Source organism: Desulfomicrobium salsuginis (assembly GCF_054657795.1).
On sequence record NZ_BAAHYA010000001.1, the window covers coordinates 783226 to 803135 of the forward strand.

Annotated in this window: 19 protein-coding genes; 16 read left to right on the forward strand and 3 right to left on the reverse strand. The window is 56.6% G+C overall.

What is annotated here, in order from left to right; genetic code table 11:
- Window positions 1–253 precede the first annotated feature (253 nt).
- Window positions 254–1594: a sigma-54-dependent transcriptional regulator gene (locus tag ACYQ3G_RS03415; RefSeq protein WP_459822345.1), complete on the reverse strand. Its 1341-nt coding sequence runs from the start codon at window positions 1592–1594 to the stop codon at window positions 254–256.
- 323 nt (window positions 1595–1917) lie between these two features.
- Between ACYQ3G_RS03415 and ACYQ3G_RS03420 the strand changes: the two genes are divergently transcribed.
- The 16 genes from ACYQ3G_RS03420 (at window position 1918) to ACYQ3G_RS03495 (ending at window position 17552) form a co-directional block, all read left to right on the forward strand.
- Window positions 1918–2106: a hypothetical protein gene (locus ACYQ3G_RS03420; RefSeq protein ID WP_459822347.1), complete on the forward strand. Its 189-nt coding sequence runs from the start codon at window positions 1918–1920 to the stop codon at window positions 2104–2106.
- Window positions 2107–2292: 186 nt separating this feature from the next.
- Window positions 2293–2982 (forward strand): PilW family protein, encoded by a 690-nt coding sequence (locus ACYQ3G_RS03425; RefSeq protein WP_459822349.1) that lies wholly within the window; start codon window positions 2293–2295, stop codon window positions 2980–2982.
- Window positions 2979–3404: a GspH/FimT family pseudopilin gene (locus ACYQ3G_RS03430; RefSeq protein ID WP_459822351.1), complete on the forward strand. Its 426-nt coding sequence runs from the start codon at window positions 2979–2981 to the stop codon at window positions 3402–3404. The genes ACYQ3G_RS03425 and ACYQ3G_RS03430 overlap by 4 nt, the downstream gene beginning before the upstream one ends.
- An 8-nt stretch (window positions 3405–3412) precedes the next feature.
- The gene (locus ACYQ3G_RS03435) at window positions 3413–3883 is read left to right on the forward strand and encodes a type IV pilus modification PilV family protein (RefSeq protein ID WP_459822353.1); all 471 of its coding nucleotides are present in this window, start codon (window positions 3413–3415) and stop codon (window positions 3881–3883) included.
- A gap of 34 nt (window positions 3884–3917) precedes the next feature.
- Window positions 3918–4418, forward strand: coding sequence for a pilus assembly PilX family protein (locus tag ACYQ3G_RS03440; protein ID WP_459822354.1), 501 nt, complete (start codon window positions 3918–3920; stop codon window positions 4416–4418).
- Entirely contained in the window at window positions 4415–8278 is a 3864-nt protein-coding gene (locus tag ACYQ3G_RS03445; RefSeq protein WP_459822356.1) for a pilus assembly protein, read from the forward strand. Before ACYQ3G_RS03440 ends, ACYQ3G_RS03445 begins: the two co-directional genes overlap by 4 nt.
- A 28-nt stretch (window positions 8279–8306) precedes the next feature.
- Entirely contained in the window at window positions 8307–8501 is a 195-nt protein-coding gene (locus ACYQ3G_RS03450; RefSeq protein WP_459822358.1) for a hypothetical protein, read from the forward strand.
- Between the two features lie 268 nt (window positions 8502–8769).
- Window positions 8770–9198 carry a type II toxin-antitoxin system HicB family antitoxin gene (locus tag ACYQ3G_RS03455; RefSeq protein WP_459822360.1) on the forward strand — a complete coding sequence of 143 codons (429 nt, stop codon included), beginning with the start codon at window positions 8770–8772 and terminating at the stop codon, window positions 9196–9198.
- A 2-nt stretch (window positions 9199–9200) separates the two neighbouring features.
- Window positions 9201–9635 (forward strand): IS66 family transposase, encoded by a 435-nt coding sequence (locus ACYQ3G_RS03460; protein WP_459824172.1) that lies wholly within the window; start codon window positions 9201–9203, stop codon window positions 9633–9635.
- An 805-nt stretch (window positions 9636–10440) separates the two neighbouring features.
- On the forward strand, window positions 10441–10914 hold the full coding sequence (locus ACYQ3G_RS03465; RefSeq protein WP_459822362.1) for a GspH/FimT family protein: 474 nt from the start codon (window positions 10441–10443) through the stop codon (window positions 10912–10914).
- Window positions 10904–11827, forward strand: a complete 924-nt coding sequence (locus ACYQ3G_RS03470) for a PilW family protein (RefSeq protein WP_459822364.1) — start codon at window positions 10904–10906, stop codon at window positions 11825–11827. The genes ACYQ3G_RS03465 and ACYQ3G_RS03470 overlap by 11 nt, the downstream gene beginning before the upstream one ends.
- Entirely contained in the window at window positions 11817–12200 is a 384-nt protein-coding gene (locus tag ACYQ3G_RS03475; RefSeq protein ID WP_459822366.1) for a type IV pilus modification PilV family protein, read from the forward strand. Before ACYQ3G_RS03470 ends, ACYQ3G_RS03475 begins: the two co-directional genes overlap by 11 nt.
- 2 nt (window positions 12201–12202) lie before the next feature.
- The gene (locus ACYQ3G_RS03480; RefSeq protein ID WP_459822367.1) at window positions 12203–12760 is read left to right on the forward strand and encodes a pilus assembly PilX family protein; all 558 of its coding nucleotides are present in this window, start codon (window positions 12203–12205) and stop codon (window positions 12758–12760) included.
- An 11-nt stretch (window positions 12761–12771) separates the two neighbouring features.
- Window positions 12772–13089, forward strand: a complete 318-nt coding sequence (locus ACYQ3G_RS03485) for a hypothetical protein (protein WP_459822368.1) — start codon at window positions 12772–12774, stop codon at window positions 13087–13089.
- Between the two features lie 29 nt (window positions 13090–13118).
- On the forward strand, window positions 13119–16970 hold the full coding sequence (locus ACYQ3G_RS03490; RefSeq protein ID WP_459822370.1) for a pilus assembly protein: 3852 nt from the start codon (window positions 13119–13121) through the stop codon (window positions 16968–16970).
- A 129-nt stretch (window positions 16971–17099) separates the two neighbouring features.
- On the forward strand, window positions 17100–17552 hold the full coding sequence (locus ACYQ3G_RS03495) for a hypothetical protein (RefSeq protein ID WP_459822372.1): 453 nt from the start codon (window positions 17100–17102) through the stop codon (window positions 17550–17552).
- Here the strand turns inward: ACYQ3G_RS03495 and ACYQ3G_RS03500 are convergent.
- Window positions 17549–18379, reverse strand: coding sequence for a histidinol-phosphatase (locus ACYQ3G_RS03500; protein WP_459822374.1), 831 nt, complete (start codon window positions 18377–18379; stop codon window positions 17549–17551). The two genes, ACYQ3G_RS03495 and ACYQ3G_RS03500, sit on opposite strands and share 4 nt — an antisense overlap.
- A complete protein-coding gene (locus ACYQ3G_RS03505) occupies window positions 18376–19770 on the reverse strand; it encodes an aminopeptidase P family protein (RefSeq protein ID WP_459822376.1) in 1395 nt (464 codons plus the stop codon). The genes ACYQ3G_RS03500 and ACYQ3G_RS03505 overlap by 4 nt, the downstream gene beginning before the upstream one ends.
- Window positions 19771–19910 lie beyond the last annotated feature (140 nt).

The following is a 19910-nucleotide window of genomic DNA, read 5'->3' on the forward strand; positions in this document are numbered from 1 at the left end:
CATCCCTCCAATCGAGTTGTCATTTGGTAATCATTCCGAAGAAGATGACAATGATTGGCGACGACGGACGATTCGAAAGAAGGAAAGACGCGAACCGGGAAAAGCCGAACACGACGTCACGGCAGCAAGACGCCCCCTTGAAGAAGGAGTGGGCCAAGAACTGTTTTAAATCATTGAAGAGAGTGGATTCCCGCCTTCGCGGGAATGACGTGCGGGCTCATTCGGGGCTACGTGCCGCGATGTTCGGGCAAGGCTAGCCTACCCTTTTGCCCGTTTCGATGCGGAATTTTTTGATCTTGTAGTGCATGGTGCGCCGGCTGATGCCGAGCAGGTCGGCGGCATCCTTAACCACCCAGTTGCTTTTCTCCAAGGCGCTGACGATGACCTGCCGCTCGCTGTCCTCAAGGGAGAGCACGGTGCCCGGCAGCGGGACGTCCAGGTCGGTTTCCTCAAACTGCATGTCCTCCATGCGGATGACGCCGTCCGAGGACAGGATGACGGCCGCCTCCAGCATGTTCCGCAGTTCGCGGACATTGCCGGGCCAGGCATAGTCGAGCATGGCCTCGGCCACCTCGGGGTCGAGCCTGCGGACATGCCCGTCCTCGGCGAACATCTGCAGGAAGCGTTCGGCCAGGATGGGAATGTCGGTCTTGCGCTCGCGCAAGGGGGGTACCTGGATGGCAATGACCTTCAGTCGGTAGTAAAGGTCCTCGCGGAATTCACCGCGCCGGACCAGTTCAGCCAGGTCCGCGTTGGTGGCGGCGATGACCCGGCAGTTGACGGGGGTCTCGGTCACGTCGCCCACGCGGCGGATGCGGCGTTCCTGCAGGAAGCGCAGCAGCCGCAGCTGCATCTCCGAGGAGATGTTGCCGATCTCGTCCAAGAAAAGGGTCCCGCCGTGGGCCTCGGCCACCAGGCCTTTCTTGTCCTTGAAGGCGTTGGTGAAGGCGCCCTTGGCGTGCCCGAAGAGTTCGCTTTCGAGCAGGGTGGACGGCGTGGAACCGCAGTCCACCACAACGAACGGCCCGTACGCGCGCTGGCTCAGACGGTGCAAGAGGCCCGCGATTTTCTCCTTGCCCGTGCCGGATTCGCCAAGCAGGAGGATCGTGGCTTCCGTCGGTGCGACGCGTTCGATGAGCTTGCACAAGCGCTGCATGGCCGGACTCTTCCCGCCCCACAGCTCCTCGGCCAGCAGCCCACGCCCGCCGGTCCAGGCGCGGGTGTCCCTGACCGCCAGGATGGCCGCTATCTTGCCGAGCAGTTCCCGGCCATCAAAGGGCTTGAGCAGATAGTCCACGGCCCCGGCCTTGATGGCCTCCACGGCCTCGGGCACGGTGCCGTACCCGGTCAGCAGCACGACAGGCAGCCCGGGCCAGCGCCGGACGCACTCCCAGAGCAGTTCGCGCCCGCTCATGCCGGGCATCTTGTCGTCGGACACGACGAGGTCCACATCCCCATTCTCAAGCCTGAGCAGAGCCTCCTCGCCGTCGCCCGCAAAGACCGTCCTGTACCCGACAGAAGCCAGCAGATCCTGCAGGACCTGGCGAACGCCCTCGTCGTCATCGACGACCAGGATGGACCGCTCGCGATTCACGCCATCTCCAAAGCACGTCGGCGGAACACGAGGGGCGCCCGCGCGCAGGGGATGCACGCGTGTCCCGGCCCTTGCCGCCGTCCATGGTCCAGGGACGTCCGCGCGCAGAGGATGCAGGGCGATAAAATATGTAGTCGCATTCCGCTCATGAGACGTGGATATATGAAAATCCGTGAAGACTCAAACAGGGTATCATACCCACAGCACGCAGAACATCATCCGCATTCATACGAAGAAAGCACCCGGCGGCCCCACCCGGACCATGTTGTCAGCGTGCGCCCCCGCGGCTATACTCCAGGCAGAAGAAACCAAGGAGGTCTACCATGACGAACGAACAGGAAAAGCCCCTGTCCATATCAGGCGACACGAAGAAGAAGCTTTCCGGCCGCAAGTGCAAGGAACTGAACGGCCAGACGGCCGCGATGCTCGAAGAGGGCGAGGTCAAGGCCATCACCGGCGACAAGGACGAATGGTGGTGCCCCAACCCCGACTGCGAGGTTATTGATAAGTAACGATTGCACGGATCAATTCCAAAGGCGGCCTGGGCAGCGGATGCCCAGGCCGCCTTTTTTTTACCACCGCTTCTGCCAACTATCCGACCTGCCAATTTCAGACCCAGCCATTATAGGAATCCTCGGCTGCGAAGCGTAGCGTTCTGTGAATTTTGGAAGCCATCCCCAGACCCACAGACACGCACCATGACCAACGTATTTCAGAAACTTCGCGGTCAATCAGGCATGACCCTCGTCGAACTGCTTGTCGCCATGACCATGTCCGGCCTGATCCTCGGCGCGATCTTCGCCCTTTTCCAGGTCCATCAACGCATGGCCATCAGACAGAGCCAAGCCTCCCTCATGCAGCAGGAGCTTCTTTCCGCCATCTCGCTCATTTCCGACGAACTGCGGATGTGCGGATTCTCGGCACACGCGGCGCCTGACTTCGGATTCTCCCACAGACCCGGAACAGGCGCACCGGATTACGGACGAACCACGACGCAAAGCTCAGTCTATTGCACCCAGGACATGAACGCCGACGGGGTTGTCAATGAAGGCGACAGCGGCAGTCTGCGTGAACACGCGGGCTTCAGAATCAACGTCGCCAATGACGGTTCCGCAAAGACGGTGCCCGACAATGTGCTGCGCAAATACGACACCGGATCCGTTCGCTGGCAGCCGGTCAACACCAACATCGGCGAGCTGTGTTTCACGTATTTTGATGACCGCGGCGACATCATCGAAGACCCGCAAACGCACACGCAAAGCATCCGCGGCGTACGCGTGCGAATCACCGCGATCCCCTCTCCGTCCCACGCGGGGATGGGCATCGGCAACAGCACCATGTCCACTATGGTCTGGTGCCGAAATACGTACATGGACAAAATGCCGTGACCAAGGGGTTCACGCTCCTTGAGGCGCTCATGGTCCTGGGCGTCGTGGCCATACTGACGACCCTTTGCGGCACGTCCCTCATCTCCGCCCTGCCTGGGGCCGAAATGGACCGTGCGACCAGGACCATTGTCAGCATGTGCCGACACGCCAGACTCGAAGCCATCAAGCGAAACGAACACATCAGGCTGCAGTGCGACATGCAGCGCAACACGTGTGAAATCAGGGTGCGCGACGACAATACCCTGTTGCGGCTCTTCGATCTCAACGGCTTGAGGAACAGCGTAGCCCACACCAAATCCTTCACCACCCATTTCAACGGCCTCGGCAGGGCCACCGTGGCCGGGTCCATAACCATCCGCAACAACACCGGCTTGTCCCGCACGGTAACGGTTCGGTCGTCGGGCAGTGTGGTTTCGGAGTAGATCGACCGATGACACGCCATTCCCTCCCTTTGCGTCTGAACCAAGCCCTGAAAGCAGTTTTACCCTCCAAAACCCGCCCCCTTCAGCCAAGCGAAAAACAGACCTGTCGAGGCTTCACGCTTATCGAAGTCCTCGTTGCGGCGGCCGTTCTGAGCATCGGACTGATGGGCGTCGCCACCCTCATCGCCCAGGCCTCGACGCAGCAGTTCCGCTCAGGCCACATCGCCAAGGGGAGCCATCTGGTCGAGGAATTCCTGGAAAAGTCCATTCCCGCCCAGTATTGCGCCAAGGAATTCAACGCCCTGGCTGATTCGAACGCAACCGCCGTCATCGATGGCGTACGATTTTCCCTGAACTGCGCCCTGACCGACAACATGCCCGTGGAGCGCTGCAAGGAAATGACCTGCACCCTCTCATGGAACACCAGCGGCTTCCAAGCAAGCGCACGGTACATCTATGTTCTCTCGCCAAAATTCTGAACCCTGCCCGGAACTCTCCCGGAACCATTCCGGCATGGTCTTTGTCGTGGCCATCATCATCCTCGCCCTGCTCGGGGTGATCGGTCTGGCCGCAAACGACACGGCGCTGCTGAACATCCTCATGGCGGCCAACGGTAACGACGCAAAAAACGCGTTCTTTCTCGCGGACTCGGGCGCAAACGCAGGCCACGAATACCTGGAAAGGGCCATCGCATCGGACAATTCGTCGTTCTATGACGACGGCACCCCCGCCACCAACGCATCCGCGTGGGAAAACAAGAGCAGCTTCGACCCCGATGACTTTCCCATCAAATGGGACAGTCACGGGTCCGAAGGCACGTATGTCCGGGCCGGCCTCATCGAAACAGGGCTTGTTTCGGGCAGCGCCATACAGGGCGGGACGGGGTATGGAAGCGCAGGCCGGGGAGCCTCCTCGGGAGGAACCTTCAGCAGCTACCTCATCCGCTCGCACAGGCAGGGTGCCCATAACAGCGTAGCGGAAGTGGATCTGGGCTGGAGGCACATCAATCAATGAAGAAAAAAAACTATACCCAAACTGTAGCAGTGGCTGTCGTTTGCGTGTTCATGCTCTCGGTTTCCGGTGCCACCGCCTACCGAGGCGCCGATTTCCATTGTCTCCCGCCCTTTGTGACCATGGAGGAAAAACCGTCCGTCACCGTTGTTCTGGATACGTCCGCGAGCATGCTCCAACGGGCATACTCCGGCCCGTTCAACGCTGCGCGGCAATACTACGGATATTTCGATCCCGACTCGTATTACGCCTACATTGACGAAGCCGACAACGCCCACTTTTCCCCAGACAACGCCACAGGACAATGGAGCGGCAATTTCCTGAACTGGGCGGCGATGCTGCGCATCGACGTCGCGCGCAAACTGCTGAGCGGCGGAAAATTCGTGCCCACCGACAACTGCTATGAAATGGAACATGGCCATGGAACGGACGGCTTCGAGTATGATGACTCGACACCACAGCGCGACCAGGGAGGACAACTTTCGTTCATGACGCCACTGCGCGGGCTTGTCACCTGCAGGCTTGTGGATGGCGAGAACGCAATGATCGTGTCCGGGGAGGATTTCGGGCGACAATACGTGCTGCGTGTCAAGGGCGAAGCCGAAAGCGGGTTGCTTCAAGCCATAGGGCAAAAAGCTCGCATGGCTCTTTTCACCATCGAAGACGGGGGAAATCTCCGCCACCCCATGAGCGACGACGAGGTCGAACTCGCGCGCATCGTAAGCACCGTCAACTCCGTGCGCCCACAGGGAGAGGCGCCCCTCGCGGCAACCTTGTACGCAGTCCATGAATATCTTGGGCAGGGCGGCAGGCAGGCCTCCCAGACAGACGATCCTTTTTATTTCCCGTCCAAGGGCCAAACCGTGCCCTGCTCGCGACAAAGCGTCATTTTGGTCAGTGCCGGCGAAAGTTCCGGCGACAACGGCGTTCCTGGCAAATTCAAAAATCTGGCAACGATAAAACGGCCGGAAACAGAGTATTCCCTGCACTCAAGCGGGAGCACCTATCTGATCGATATGGCATATTTTGGCCACACCACGGACTTGCGGCCCGAGGACGGAATGGAGGGGACGCAGAACGCGGACTTCTACGCCGTTTCCGTAAACGACGGCCCGAGCAACCTCCTCCTGGACGCGGCACGGCACGGAAAATTCAGGGACATGAACGGCAACAATCTGCCCGACATGCACGAAGAGTTCGATGCCGACGGCGACGGTCTGCCGGACAATTATTACACCGCCCAGGCAGGACGAAGGCTGGAACAAGCCATCACCCGAGTCCTCCTGCTCGACGCGCCCAAAATCACCTCTGGCACGGCAATGACCGTCACAACCCTTTCGCGAACCGGCGAAGGGGCCGCATATCAGGCGCTTTTCTTCCCACCGGGCAGAACAGACCGCCTCGCGCCGCCCTGGTCGGGCCAGGTCCACGCCTTCCTGTTGGACGCCAAGGGCAACTTTCGCGAGGACACCAACGCCAACCAACGCCTGGACCTGATCGCTGACAGAATCGTCGAATTCGCAAAGGGAGAGATATACGTCCACGTTGACGCCGACGGGAGCGGAGTCATCGAGGAAGAGGAGAAAAATGCCACGGCGCTGAACAGCATCGCCGACATCCGCTTCCTGTGGTCCACCAGCGCCTGGCTCAACAGCCTGACCGACCAGCAGGCGGTCACGCAGCGTTCGAGTTACGGGGTTGCCGACCCGAACCGCTACATCTTGACCTTTGTGGACAAAAACCAGGACATGGTCGCCTCCAACGGAGAAATCCAGCACTTTGCGCTTCCGGCCAACCCTGCCGGAAATACGCTCAACTCTCCGGATTTCTTTTACAACTTTCTGACCCTGTTCGAATCCGGCTCCGGAACGTTAGGACTCGATCTTGCCGATCCCATGCAGGGCGCTATCAACGCACTCCGGGAAGACAATTCGTCTGCGTTCTCCAATTTCCAGAGCGCGCTGGCCAAGAGGCAGGTTGACTTCATCCGCGGCGCGGAAGTCGGCAATGCCACGATCGAAGGAATCGGCGACGTTACCCGCAGCCGCACGCACGAGGGAACTCCCTGGCGACTGGGCGACATTGTCTTCTCGTCCCCCACGGTGATCGGCAAGCCTGCCGAAAACTATCACCTCATATATAATGATACGACATACGAGAGGTTCCTGACAAAATACCTGGACCGACGCCAAGTGGTCTACGTCGGAGCCAATGATGGCATGCTGCATGCCTTCAATGGCGGCTTCTGGAACGCCACAACCCGCACTTTCGAAGATGAGCGAGACGGGATGACGAAATTCACCCTCGGCCAGGAACTCTGGGCCTACGTGCCCTACAACCTGCTCCCGCATCTGAGGTGGCTCATGCACCCGGATTACGAAAAAGATCTGCATGTCGCCTACATGGACCTGACGCCCAGGGTTTTCGATGCCCGGATTTTCGTCATGTCCGACGGGGTCACGTCCATTGACGAAGCCAGATACCCCGGCGGGTGGGGCACCATCCTGGTCGCGGGCATGCGCATGGGCGGGGCGGTCATGGAGGTGGACATAAACAAGACCGACGGCGACGCCTTCAAAAAGGGCCTCGACCGCACCGTGTCCTCGGCCTATGTGATCATGGATGTGACCGATCCGGAATCTGCCCCCAACGTGCTGGCTGAAATATCCCTGCCGGGCCAGGGCTTCACGACCTGCCTCCCTGCGGTCATGCCCATGAGCAGCCCCAATGCCCAAAATGCGAACGAGAACAAATGGTATCTGGTCTTCGGCTCCGGCCCGGCCGACGCCGCCGGACGCGCCGACAGGAGCACGCTCATGCGCGGAAAGAGCGACCAGCCCGGCAAGCTCTTCGTGCTGGACCTCAGCGCCCTGTACGTGGAAAAAACCGTCAAAACCATAGACAGTACGGGCCTGGTCTCGTCAGAAGGCGACGCTTTCGCCTTTGCGGAGGCGGGATCGTTCGTCTCCGAACCGGTGTGCGTGGATCTGGACATCCCATCCAAAAGCGAAGCCGAAAAATTCAGCACCGACCTCGTCTACTTCGGCACCGTAGCCGGAGATTCGGCCAGCCCGGCGGGCAAGGTCTACCGGCTACGAACCGGCAACGGCCCGCCCGAAGACTGGCAGCTGTCCATTCTCGTCGATGTGGCGGAGCCGGTCAGCGCCGCTCCCGCGGTCGCCGTCGACGAAAAAGGCAGTCTTTGGGTTTATTTTGGCACGGGGCGATTTTTCAACCGTGACGACATCCTCCAACCCGCTTCCATGGGCTTCTACGGGATCAGGGAACCGCAAACAGCCGGGACACGGAACTGGGACACGGTCTTCACAGCATTCCTCTTCGACAGCAGCAAAGTAGCCGTGACACGGGGTACCTGCGGGGAAGGAAAATTTTCTGAGAATTGTGTCGGAATCATCCAGGCGGAAGAAAGTTCCAACGCCACCCGCGACTGGGCCTGGCTGACCAGCACCCTGGACCAGGCCCCCGGCTGGAAGCACGCCTTCAGCACGCCGGGCGAACGGGTTCTGGGCCAAGCGGCGGTTCTGGGTGGAACAGTGGTGTTCACAAGCGTCATCCCGGCGCAGGAGGTCTGCGCCGCCGGAGGATCAAGCCGCCTCTGGTCGCTGTACTACAAGACGGGCACCCCGTACTTCTGGCCCTCGCTGGATCATTCCGGCGGCAACTTCCCAGCCTTCATCGACCTCGGCCCAACCATGGCCGCCCACCCCACGCTGCACATCGGGGAAAATCCCAACATAAAGGCCATCACCCAATCCAACACTGGCGATCTCAAAGCCACCCAAGTCACCAGCCCCCAGCCCTTCAAGTCCGGGGGCCTGTTTTGGCGAAAGAATATGAATTGATTGGGGCAGCAAGCCATTTGGACCAGGCATGCGCCATCACATCTACACGCATATCCAGGCGGATCCCGCAGCAGGCCAGGATAAACACGGGAAAATGTCGTTGACCGAGCCAGTCATCGAAAGCGCCCGTTCTTGTAACGATTTCACAAAACAGGCCAAAGTGGTTCGCGCTCAAATCCTTATTGACTCATTGCGAAACAAGAATAATGGTGGCAAAAAATGATACCACAGCTGAACTCGAAGCAGCGACGAACGCTTGAGGAAATTTTTAAAAAACCGATATCAAGCAATATTAGAAGTGATGATGTGAAGAGTCTGATCGAAAGCATTGGCGGCTCAATCTCGACAAAGGGGCGGACCAGTGGGTCACGAATTCGGATTATCATCGGCGAGCACTATGCAAACTTGCATGACCCGCACCCAAGTCCTGTATTGTGCAAGGCAGCAGTTAAAGACCTACGCAATTTTTTTGAAAAGATAGGGGTAAAACCATGAACACGCCAATGATTTACAACGGGTATTCGGCTATAATCGAATTTGACAATGAGTGCGACTCATTCCGAGGTGAAGTACTGGACATTAACGATACCATAACTTTTTATGCCAACTGCGTCGAAAATTTAAAACAGGCCATGAAAGATGCCGTTGATGACTATCTTGAACACTGCAAAGAAATAGGAAAAACGCCTGAAAAACCATATTCTGGAAAAATTTCTGTCCGCATGGAAACAAATTTACACAAATTAGCCGCAAACGCTGCGACAATGCGAGGCAAAAGTATAAATTCATTTATTGTAGACTGTATTGAAAAGGAAATTTTCAGAAAAAACATATCCATCCAAAGTCAAGGCAAAAAAACTCAATTTTTTAGTGAAAAGAAAATTTCATCTTTGGATGAAAATACGAATGCCCATGGATAGGAATAAAAACGTCTCCCGTCCTCGACGCGATACGGGCCATCCTCGATGAGCGCATCGATCTCGTCCCGCCCAAAAGCCTGCTCGGACAGGCCATGACCTACGCACGCAACCAGTGGAGCCGGGCCGTGCGCTACGTGGACTGCGGCCTGCTCACGCCCGACAACAACGCGGCGGAGAACGCCATCCGCCCCGTGGCCCTGGGCCGGAAGAACTGGCTCTTTGCCGGCGCCCCCAAGGGCGCTGACGCCAGCGCCATGCTCTTCCCCCTGGTGGAAACCGCCAAGGCCAACGAGATCGAGCCCCAGGCCTACCTGAAATTCCTCATCAAACGCTTCCCCGCAGCGCAGACCACGGAAGACATGCGGGCACTCATGCCGCAGCACGTGGACAAATCCCTTCTCCCAAGTCTCCCCAAGCCCAAACCGCGCAAAAAATAGGGCATCTTCCCTGCATGCCTTATCGCAGATCATTTGCCACCATGGAAGATAGGGGCGATTGAGCAAGTACAACTCCAGCACAAATGCGATGCTGCCTGCATTTTTTCTAGTGCAAAAAAGAGCCGGTACGCAGGATAAGCGTCTCGACCCATCCAACATACCCGACTGAGAACCTCGCAATTAGTCGGCCCCCGGCCCAACTCGAATCAACTCGACTGCGCGACCAGACTTACCCTCTTTCAACGTTGCACAGCGTTCCAACCATCTGCGCTTCGAAAAATCACAAGCCCGCAGATTGCATCTCACAGTCCTCATTTGTTCTTACTCAGAGCGCACATCCTGAAAAATTCCACTCACCTGCCCGAACGTCGGCATACTTCATGCTATACTTAATAAACCGATCATGATATTAAGAGCCAAGAATTTTTGACACCAAAGAAATCCATGTTTATATTAACAAAAAAAACTCAGTACAGCCACCAGTACAGATGAAAATGGACAAAATTTGCGCCCTGAGTGCGAATTCCGTCCTTTAACAAAAACGTGATAAACTTGAAACTGTTACGCAGGCATATTGAATTCTTCACACAAGAAATTGAGGACAATGGGCTCCGCCTCTTGTCACGACACAATGATCTGACTGAAATGATTGGGCTTCCACAATGACATTATTTATTCGACCGAGGCAAATTTTGTTCCCGCTCCCGCAGTTGGAAATTTGCGCCTCACATCGCATCAATCGGCCACGTACGCAACGCAAGGAATCCGTTCCACCAAAATCGATAGCGCACAAGAGAGGCTGACCTTGGATTCAAACCTTCAACATCAAAAAGGCGTAACCTTGGTTGAGCTGCTCGTTGTTGTCGGCATCTTGGGAGTATTGGGGGCCGTGACCGGCCTCTTCCTCCTCAAATATTTACCAGAATACAATCTGAGAGCGGCGGCAAACACCTTATCACAAGACTTGCGCACCACCCAGATGAATGCGCTGAAGAGATTCCGCCCATGGGCCATGGATTTCGACACGGGGGCGCAATCCTATAGTATTATTGATTCTGGCGCCGATGGAAATCTGGACACTGGCGATGACGTCCCATTTAAGACAGTCAATCTCCTTGCATACGGAGGCAGCATTCGCTTTGGATCAGGAACGAGCGCCCGCGTTCGGTTCAGCGCGGAAGGCATGGGGAGTGGAAACGCAACTGTCACCTTGCGAAACAGTGCGGGTACCATGTTAACGACCACAGTCTTACGTACAGGGGCGATTCGTGTTAACTGACAGACTCTCCTCACGCATCCCGCGAGTTGAAGCAGGCTTTTCCCTGCCGGAACTTCTCGTTGTCATCGTCATGGCCGGGATTATAGCCACGGCAGGATACAATCTGTACCGCGAACAAAACAGGATAAACCAAGCTCAGCAAGGCATACTGGAAGTTCAAAGTAGCGGCAGAGCCACATTGCAGATCCTCATTCAAGCCATCAGTCATGCCGGATTTGGATGCAGCGACAATATATCTGCTGGGAATGATGTCGCAGGCGAGAATAATTTCATTACCGCAGGAAACAAAACATTCACAGGGTTCAATCCAGACAGCATAACAATAGTTTACGGATATGAAAATGTTGCCAACTCGACATCATCAATCAATTCAACGGAACAAAATACAGTCAACATTAATACCATCTCAAATATTGGGACAACAGAATATCTTAAGCATATATGCTTTTATCCATCACTCGCTCCAAATGAGTTTTACGAAATAACATCTGTATCAGGCTCAACCATCACAATTAATCGGAGTATATCGTCACTTTTGGCAGGTTCTCGCTTATTCAGGGTCAACCCGATCAGATTTTACATCAACAACGGCGAATTGCGGATGCAGGAAACGGACGGAGTGCGAGACGAGGTCATCGCCTATGATGTTCAGGACTTTCAAATCGCATACACCACGGAAGAAGAAAATCTCTCTGCTGCGGCATGGGAAGACAACCCGGCCTCCCCTGGAAATATCAAGGCCGTATGGATCTACATGATCCTTCGCACACGCCAAATCGAACCCGGACATCGGGAAGGACGCATATTCCGCCTCCCGTGGGACATCGGCCAGACTTTCAACGGCGGAGACCTTCCCGCGGGCTTTCACTATCAAGAATTCCAAACTCAGGTCTGGTTGCGCAATGCCGACTAAACACAACGAACATGGTTTCACGCTCACCGAACTCCTGATAGCCACAGTCATCATCGCCGTGGCCATTCTCGGCTGGGCCAAGGCACAACAGGGCACCACGAAAAACAGGGCCATCAGCAACGGAATCACGACGGCATCGGAATTGGGCATGGCCAAACTCGAAGAACTGGCCCTGCAATGTCAGAGCAACGCAACCGAAAGTGAGAATGCTGACAGCGTCGCAACCCAAGGAGTACAGTACGACCGAACCTGGGCCATCACTCAAGGCGAAATTCTCGACGGACTCGACCTCTGGCAAATCAACGTCGAAGTCACTTGGGACCATTTTGGCCAAAAGTCTGTCCAGTATCAACGCATAGTCGTAGGCAATTAACTATGAAGAACAACAAAGGCAGCGCACTGGTTCTCGCGCTCATTGTCATGGCCCTTCTTGCCGCGGTCATCATCGCACTGAGCTCAAACACGGAGATCGACCTTTTGATAGGACGTAATGTCCGTCTAATGAAGCAGGCCTTTCTGTGGAGCGACAGCGGCCTTGAGGTTGCAGAGGAAGTTATCGGCTTTTCCGAGTACACTCGCGGAGATGACGCAAGTTCATCCTTCCCAGAGGATGGCCCGCTCAATGTCAACGGAACAACTTACGAAATAGTGAACCCTGGAGACGCAATTTATAACAACAACAACACTTCGACGATCAATTTTCTCGTCGATGGAGAAATCGCTTCGATCATCAACATCAACTTTCTCGGCACGCTCAGCTCTGACGGCACATCCATAATCTTTGCCGCTGGCTACGAAGGCGTCGGGAAAGGACTTGCCGCCGGGGGGGCCATGGCCCGCATTTACAGCCTTCGCTCAACCGGCCTTTCCGACAATGGTGAATCCCGAAAGCGCTCTGCCGAAATATACAGATCGCTGTCTTCGGGAAAATAAGGAGTTACCGCATGAAATCACTTCTCTCAACCATACTACTTCTTTTCCTGGCAGCCGTCCCGGGCTTCGCTGCAGACAGCGAAACCAACTCGACGGAAGCATTATGCCCAGGTAACTGGGTTATTGGCAATCCCTATGGCTGGACCGTGCAAAATGAAGTAGGGACCATCCTTCCCCTCTCCGCTTCGACCAAAATCTACGGTTGCGACAAGAACCCCATTTCTCTCGACCCAGAACTCTCCGGAGCATCCGTTAGAGTTGAGTGCGCCCCGTCCGCAGTTCCAAACGGAACCCCTGACGTGGTGTCCGTTTTCATCTTTTGCAACTAGAAGCGCCGGCCGGAATAAAGGAGGACAACATGCATTTTTTCCATAGAACCATAATGTGCTCCATATTGATTGCCGTGTTGGCGACACCAGCCTTCGCCGCCCCAAAACCCCCGCAAGTCGAAGTTTTCAACTGCGACAACTACGCGCTCACCCCCCCCTTTCTGGCAGACGCCGTCGCCCCTTCAACGACCTTAATCGTTGATTCTTCTGGCAGCATGAATGAGCATGCGTATCAAGAAACCGAAGTACGTTTATGGACTCCATCGTCCTACAAGAGAGCGTATACAGGATACAATTCAACGTTTGCCTATTACGGATTTTTCGACTCCAAATCTTTTTACTCCTACAACAGCACTGGCGGATACTTCTATTCTGATGCGAGCGGATCATGGAGCGGCAATTTTCTGAATTGGACATCCATGCACAGGACTGACGTTGTCAGAAAGGTTCTCACTGGGGGACCATATGACACCACATCAGGGACATACAAGGTTTCACGCACCGACGAAGGCAGCGAAAATCGAGGAATGTATCACGTATACAACGCTAACACACAAGAAATTGAAAACGGGAACAGCGCTTACTCGACACCGTATAAGCAAAACATCGCCCTTACTCAATCAAAAGACAATGACTATTTGACAGTATATAGCATTTCATCAGTAGACACATCCGTCTCTCCAAACAGATGGGTCAGAGGATCTGAACTTGGAAAATTCATACTGAAAGTAAAATCTGATAAACAGTATGGCATGCTCGATCGCTTTGGATATCGTATGCGACTGGCTCTTTTCCGCTACGACGACGACGACACGATGAACAACGGTGGATACCTTGTAAACCATATGACATCAGACCCGACACAAATTAACACGATAATTGACAACATCGATGAACTCAAGATGGACAGTTGGACGCCTCTAGCCGAAACATTCTACACAGTGTGCGGGTATATCCAGCAAGACGGAACAAAAAAAACATCAGGACCAAAATACGAAAACGATTCATACGATACAGGGATTGCCACAGCAAAAGATCCATTTTACTTCTCAGACTTGAAAAAAAATGTTCACTGCACGCAGCAAAACGTCATCCTCATTACAGACGGTGAGTCGACAAAAGACACGAACTTGCCATCTTTTTTAACGGATATATCCGCCGACAAAGCAGGTAACGACGGCCTGACTTATCCGGACGGAGGCAGCGGCTATCTCGAGAATGTCGCCTATTGGGCGCACACTACAGACCTGCGTTCCTCCGGCGCCGCGGCCCTGCAGGGCAATCAGACGGTCAATCTTTACACCGTGTTCGCTTTCGGCTCGGGCAGCCAGCTTCTCCAGGAAGCGGCCAAATGGGGCGGATTCATCGACAGGAACAACAACAATCTGCCGGAAACAAGCGAATACGACGCCAACGGCGACGGAGTGCCGGACAATTATTTCGAGGCGTCTTCAGGGACGGAACTGGAAAACGCCCTAATTGTCGCCTTCAGTAGCATCTTGAACCGGGTTTCCTCCGGTTCCGCAGCATCCGTCGTTTCCACGTCCCGAAAGGGAGAAGGACTCTTGTACCAGGCCGTGTTCTGGCCTGAACGTGTAGATTCCAACGGCAACCAGACCTCGTGGACCGGCGATGTGTACGCCTATTGGCTCGATGACGAAGGCATCATGCATGAGGACAACGGCGGGGCATCACCACAAAAACTTGCCGACGACGACAACAAAATCACCATCTGGTACGACCAGAACGTCACCCCCAAACGCTCGCGAGCCTGCTCCGGAGGCACCGTCGTCAACGGGACGTGCGTCGGCGGTGCCACAAAGGAACTTACAGCCGTCAAGCATGTCTGGTCCGCTTCCAAATGGCTGAACCAGAGTGGGCTCAATCCGACTGAACAGCGGTCCAGTTACAATTCAACGAGCACGGTTGACTTGGTACGCAGATACATAACGACATGGAAAGACGATGGCGACGGCAAGATCGAATCGGGCGAAATCGTCCCCTTCGACTCTGCCAACATTAATCTTTCCTACTGCAATTCAACCGTGGTAAATTGGATTCGTGGTCAGGAACAAACAGGCATGCGTTCCCGGGCAACATTCATAGACACGAATTATGACGGCGTTGACGACACTAACGCGATATGGCGCCTTGGCGACATCATAAACTCCTCGCCAACCGTTGTAGCCGCGCCCGCTGAAAACTACGATCTGTATTGGAACGACACCTCGTACGGTGAATTTTACCGGAAGTACAAGAACCGGAGGATCATGGTCTATTTCGGCGGCAACGACGGCATGATTCACGCCGTCAACAGCGGATTTTACAGCCCGGAAGACCGAGCGTATTTCAAGCACATGGCTACGGACGGCACATACAGCAATGCTCAGGGATTCGATCTCGGCACGGAAATGTGGGCATACGTGCCCTACAACCTCCTCCCCAACCTCCCATGCCTGACGAGCACCAAATACCAGCATCAGTACTATGTCGACCTCAAGCCGAGAGTATTTGACGCCCAGGTGTTTGCGGACGATGGCGACCACCCCAACGGATGGGGCACCCTCATGGCCTGCGGCTTCAATTTCGGGGGCGACGGACAGCAGGATCTGGCCAAGGATTCGAGATACTTCGGGTCGAGCTTCTTCATCTTCGACATCACCAACCCGGAAAAGGAACCCGTCCTGCTTGGCGAGTTCACCTTCGACGGCAACTACACCCTCGGCTACACCGTCAACCAGCCGACTCTTGTCGTGGTCAAGGACAGTTCCAAAGTCAAGCACTGGTACATGCTGTTCGCCACCGGCCCGCTGACCGCTGCAGGAACGAGCACTCAAAAGGCGCAGGTCATTGTCGTACCGATCGATCAGGTGATCGACACCAACAACAAACCCAAGTCGACGTTCCCTCTTCGTCTCGCGGACGACAAGACCAAGCCGAAGACGACCGCCATGGGTGTTCTGTCCCTGTCCGATTCGAACAGTGCCATGGGCACGGGTTTTGTTTCCGTGGACTACAATTTCGATTTCTTTGTCGACATGATGTATTACGGAACCGTCGTCACACCCAACAGTGGAGTGCTGACCGGTGGCATCCACAGGCTCAAGGTTGAAGGGGAACCTGACCCCAGCAAATGGGAACGCAAGGAAATGACCGACACTTCCGGCCCCATGACCGGAGCCCCCAATGTCGGCTTCAAGAACAAGGACATATGGGTCTACTTCGGCACCGGCAAATTCTGGGATGTTTCGGACAAGACTGATCTCCGTACGCAGTGGATGTACGGCATTCAGGAGCCAAAATTCACCAACAGCAACGCCTACAACTTCAGCACGATCCCGGCGGGCAATCTCATCGACGTGACCAAGATGCTGGTCAAGAACGACGGTCTTGGCACCCTCGTCTGCTCCGACGGATCAAGTTGCCTCCCGTCGGGGGTCACGACAGTGGAGGAATTGGCCCAGTACATTAAGAACTCAAACAGCATCGACGGTTGGAAACGGGCCATGACCAACACCGGAGAACGAGTCATCGGCCAGCCGACTCTCTTCGGCGGCCTGACCAACTTCACCACGTTCACCCCTTCCAGCGACTACTGTACGGCCGAGGGGTCGAGCAAACTCTATGCCCTCTATTATCTGACAGGAACTGCCTGGAAGGAGGACGTCTTTGGGGACAGTACCGGCGAGTACGTACCTTTTGTTGTGGACCTGGGCCAGGGCATGGGCGTTTCGCCCAGCCTGCACCTCGGAAGCGAGGAAGGCGTCCGCGCCTTTGTGCAGACCAGCACAGGGACGATCATCGAAATCCACCAACCAAACCTTCCCATCCCGAACGTCAAGTCCGGCAGGGGCGGATGGCACACCATAGAAACCCAATGACGCACCACCAGTGCAGCAAAAAGGCCGCTTGCCCCCGGAAGCGGCCTTTTTGTCGTCTGGATCCCTAGCCCTCGCCGGTTTGACTTTCCCCGTACCGCCCTCTAACAGACGGTCACCCAAGGAGTTCCCATGCTGCCGAAATTCCTCGACCGTCTGACGCCCCGCGTCTATCCACGCACCCGCCTGCTGACCGCAGCCCTGGTCTGGTCTGCGGTTGGTTTCTTGCTGACCGCCAAAGGCCTGTGGATTTCCCGCCAGGAGCCGGCCCACCTGTTCCTGGTCGCCATTGCGGCCGGCTTGGGAATGGGATTGGTCAAAAGCAGACTTGTCTTTGACAAGGTTGCGCGGAAAATCATCCTCAACATCGAAAAAAAGCCCAGGCCGGTCTGTCTCGGCGGCCTCTTTTCCGTCCGAAACTGGGCGCTCATTCTCGTCATGTCTTTTTTTGGACGGACTCTGGGTGCCATTTCGATGAACACATCGTTGAAAACCGGAATCTATGTCATGGTCGGCAGCGGCCTGGCGCTCTCCAGCCTTCTCATGTGGAAAGCCTGGAAAAAGCCCCTCCCCTTTCCGCTCTAGCCTCTCGGCAGCTCGGCGCCCTTCATCCCGCGGGCCACAAGCATCGTTTCGATCTCGTCCACGTGACAGCCCACATCAGTCACCCCATGGGCGTCGTCCCCATACGCAGCAGCAATATCCATGGCGGCAGCCGCATCAAGAATGAGACGGCAAACGTACGGCTCGGTCTGCCCCTTCATAAGCGCCCGCGCGTTGACATCCAGTATCGCCCCCATATCCCGCACGCATTCCAGATTGCGCTCCACGCGCCGCCAAATATCCGGTCCAGCCAACGTTTCGGGATAATTCGGGTCGTGAAGACGGATCAGATCGAAATGGCCGACCAACTCGGGTCCGAGTTCCTGCATCATTGCGAGCTGCGCGTCGAAATAGGCCGCATACATAGAGACTATCCCGCCTGACTTCATCGCAATGCGCTCATAGTCCGCTTTCGAAAAATCAAAACATCCACCACCCACATGGTGAACCGAGCCCACCACATAATCCAGCGCGAACCGTTCACGCAGCTCCGCAACCCACGGACCGCATCCCGGATACCACTCGCTCTCCATCCCCACCAATATACGCATCCGCCCGGCGTATTCCCGCTCCAGCCGTCTGGCCTCGGCCACATACTGCCCAAACCGCTCCTGCATCCACACCGCCGTCCTGCCCAACTCAACCTCGTCGGGATAGAGCCACGCATCGCTCAGCGGTGACATGTGCTCCGTAAGCCCCACGCATTCAAACCCCGCGGCGTGGTAGGCCGCGACGATTTCCGCCAGGCTGTCTCGGGCGTGGTCGCAGAACTGGCCGCTGTGGCCGCCGTGGAGGCTGATGCGTTTCATGCGGGCCGTCCCGTGCGCTCTGCCAGCTCTCCGGCGGTTTTGGTGATGGCGGAACTCAGGACCTCCGCACCCTCTGCCGTGATCAGCACGTCGTCCTCGATGCGGATGCCGCCGAAGTCCAGATATGGTTCCAGAGCGTCGTAGTTGATGAACTGCGCATGTCGGCCCTGTTCGCGCCACAGGCGGATCAGGTCCGGGATAAAGTAGATGCCAGGCTCTACGGTCACAACGAAGCCCGAACGCAGTCTGCGGGCCATGCGCAGGCCGGACAGGCCGAACTGGCCGCTGCGGTTGAACTCCTGATCGTAGCCCACGTTGTCCTCGCCCAGGCTCTCCATGTCGTGCACGTCGAGGCCGAGCATGTGGCCCAGGCCGTGCGGGCAGAAGAGCGCGTGGGCTCCGGCGGCCACGGCTACGTCCGGGTTGCCGCGCATGAGTCCCAGGACCGAGAGGCCCTCGACCATGACCCTGGCCGCTGCCAGATGGCAGTCCAGGAAGGGGATGCCGGGGGCCATGCAGGCGATGCCCACGGCCTGGGCGTGGAGTACGATCTCGTAGATGTCGCGCTGCCGCGGCGTGAACGCACCGCCCACGGGCAGGGTGCGCGTGATGTCCGAGGCGTAGCCAAGCGGCGAGCAGACCCCGGAATCCACAAGCAACAGGTCCCCCTGCCGCAAAATCTGATCATGGGTGTGGTTGTGCAGGACTTCTCCCCGCCGGGAAAGGATCATGGGAAAGGCCTCCCGGCTCCCCCGCGACAGGATCAGGCCCTGCAGGCGTCCGTAGAGTTCCATTTCCGACACGCCGGGACGGCAGCAGGCCATGAGTTCGGCGTACATGTCGGCCGAAACGGCCACGGCCTGGCGGATTTCCTTGACCTCCGCCTCGTCCTTCAGGCTGCGCAACTCCACCACAGCCTTGATGAGCCTTTGCGAGAATCCCGTCTCGATTTCATCGGGGGTCCTGCCGAGAAATCCCGCCAGCCGCAGCACTCCATCGCCCTGGTACGGCGGGAGATAGTGCACCTCGCGGCCGTCCCCGACCGCTTTCCGGCAAAGCTCCTTCAAACCGGCCGCGCTTCCGTGCCGTGAGATACCGGTTCTTTCCGCCAATTCCCCCAGTGACGGCGCAGGGCCGCTCCAGATGGTGTGCATGAGGTCCGGCTCGGGCCCGCACAGCACCTCCTCGCCGCTCTCGCAGTCGAGCCACAGGCAGAGGCCGGGCGTATCCAGGCCGGTGAAATACAGAAAAGAGCCGTCTTGGCGGAATGGATATTCATTGGCCCGGTAATTCATGCCCAGCAGATCGTTGCCGGGGAGCACAATGACGCCCTTCCCGACGGAGCGCATCGCTTGCGCGCGCCTCGCCGCATATATCGTCGCATCGAACATTGAAGCCTCCGTGATGGGATCATGGCCGCCGGGCCGGACCTTTTCCGCGTCCGCCGACCGCCCGGAAAAGCCGGTTCGGCCCAAGGCCAGGCCCGTTCTCCTTGCCTTGGGCAACCGGCGTGATTACTCTGTGAAACGTA

Coding starts and splice junctions, on each gene's coding strand:
- ACYQ3G_RS03420 (WP_459822347.1), top strand. CDS start 1,918: ATGACGAACGAACAGGAAAAGCCCCTGTCCATATCAGGCGACACGAAG.
- ACYQ3G_RS03425 (WP_459822349.1), top strand. CDS start 2,293: ATGACCAACGTATTTCAGAAACTTCGCGGTCAATCAGGCATGACCCTC.
- ACYQ3G_RS03435 (WP_459822353.1), top strand. CDS start 3,413: ATGACACGCCATTCCCTCCCTTTGCGTCTGAACCAAGCCCTGAAAGCA.
- ACYQ3G_RS03440 (WP_459822354.1), top strand. CDS start 3,918: ATGGTCTTTGTCGTGGCCATCATCATCCTCGCCCTGCTCGGGGTGATC.
- ACYQ3G_RS03445 (WP_459822356.1), top strand. CDS start 4,415: ATGAAGAAAAAAAACTATACCCAAACTGTAGCAGTGGCTGTCGTTTGC.
- ACYQ3G_RS03450 (WP_459822358.1), top strand. CDS start 8,307: ATGCGCCATCACATCTACACGCATATCCAGGCGGATCCCGCAGCAGGC.
- ACYQ3G_RS03455 (WP_459822360.1), top strand. CDS start 8,770: ATGAACACGCCAATGATTTACAACGGGTATTCGGCTATAATCGAATTT.
- ACYQ3G_RS03475 (WP_459822366.1), top strand. CDS start 11,817: ATGCCGACTAAACACAACGAACATGGTTTCACGCTCACCGAACTCCTG.
- ACYQ3G_RS03480 (WP_459822367.1), top strand. CDS start 12,203: ATGAAGAACAACAAAGGCAGCGCACTGGTTCTCGCGCTCATTGTCATG.
- ACYQ3G_RS03485 (WP_459822368.1), top strand. CDS start 12,772: ATGAAATCACTTCTCTCAACCATACTACTTCTTTTCCTGGCAGCCGTC.
- ACYQ3G_RS03490 (WP_459822370.1), top strand. CDS start 13,119: ATGCATTTTTTCCATAGAACCATAATGTGCTCCATATTGATTGCCGTG.
- ACYQ3G_RS03495 (WP_459822372.1), top strand. CDS start 17,100: ATGCTGCCGAAATTCCTCGACCGTCTGACGCCCCGCGTCTATCCACGC.
- ACYQ3G_RS03500 (WP_459822374.1), bottom strand. CDS start 18,379: ATGAAACGCATCAGCCTCCACGGCGGCCACAGCGGCCAGTTCTGCGAC.
- ACYQ3G_RS03505 (WP_459822376.1), bottom strand. CDS start 19,770: ATGTTCGATGCGACGATATATGCGGCGAGGCGCGCGCAAGCGATGCGC.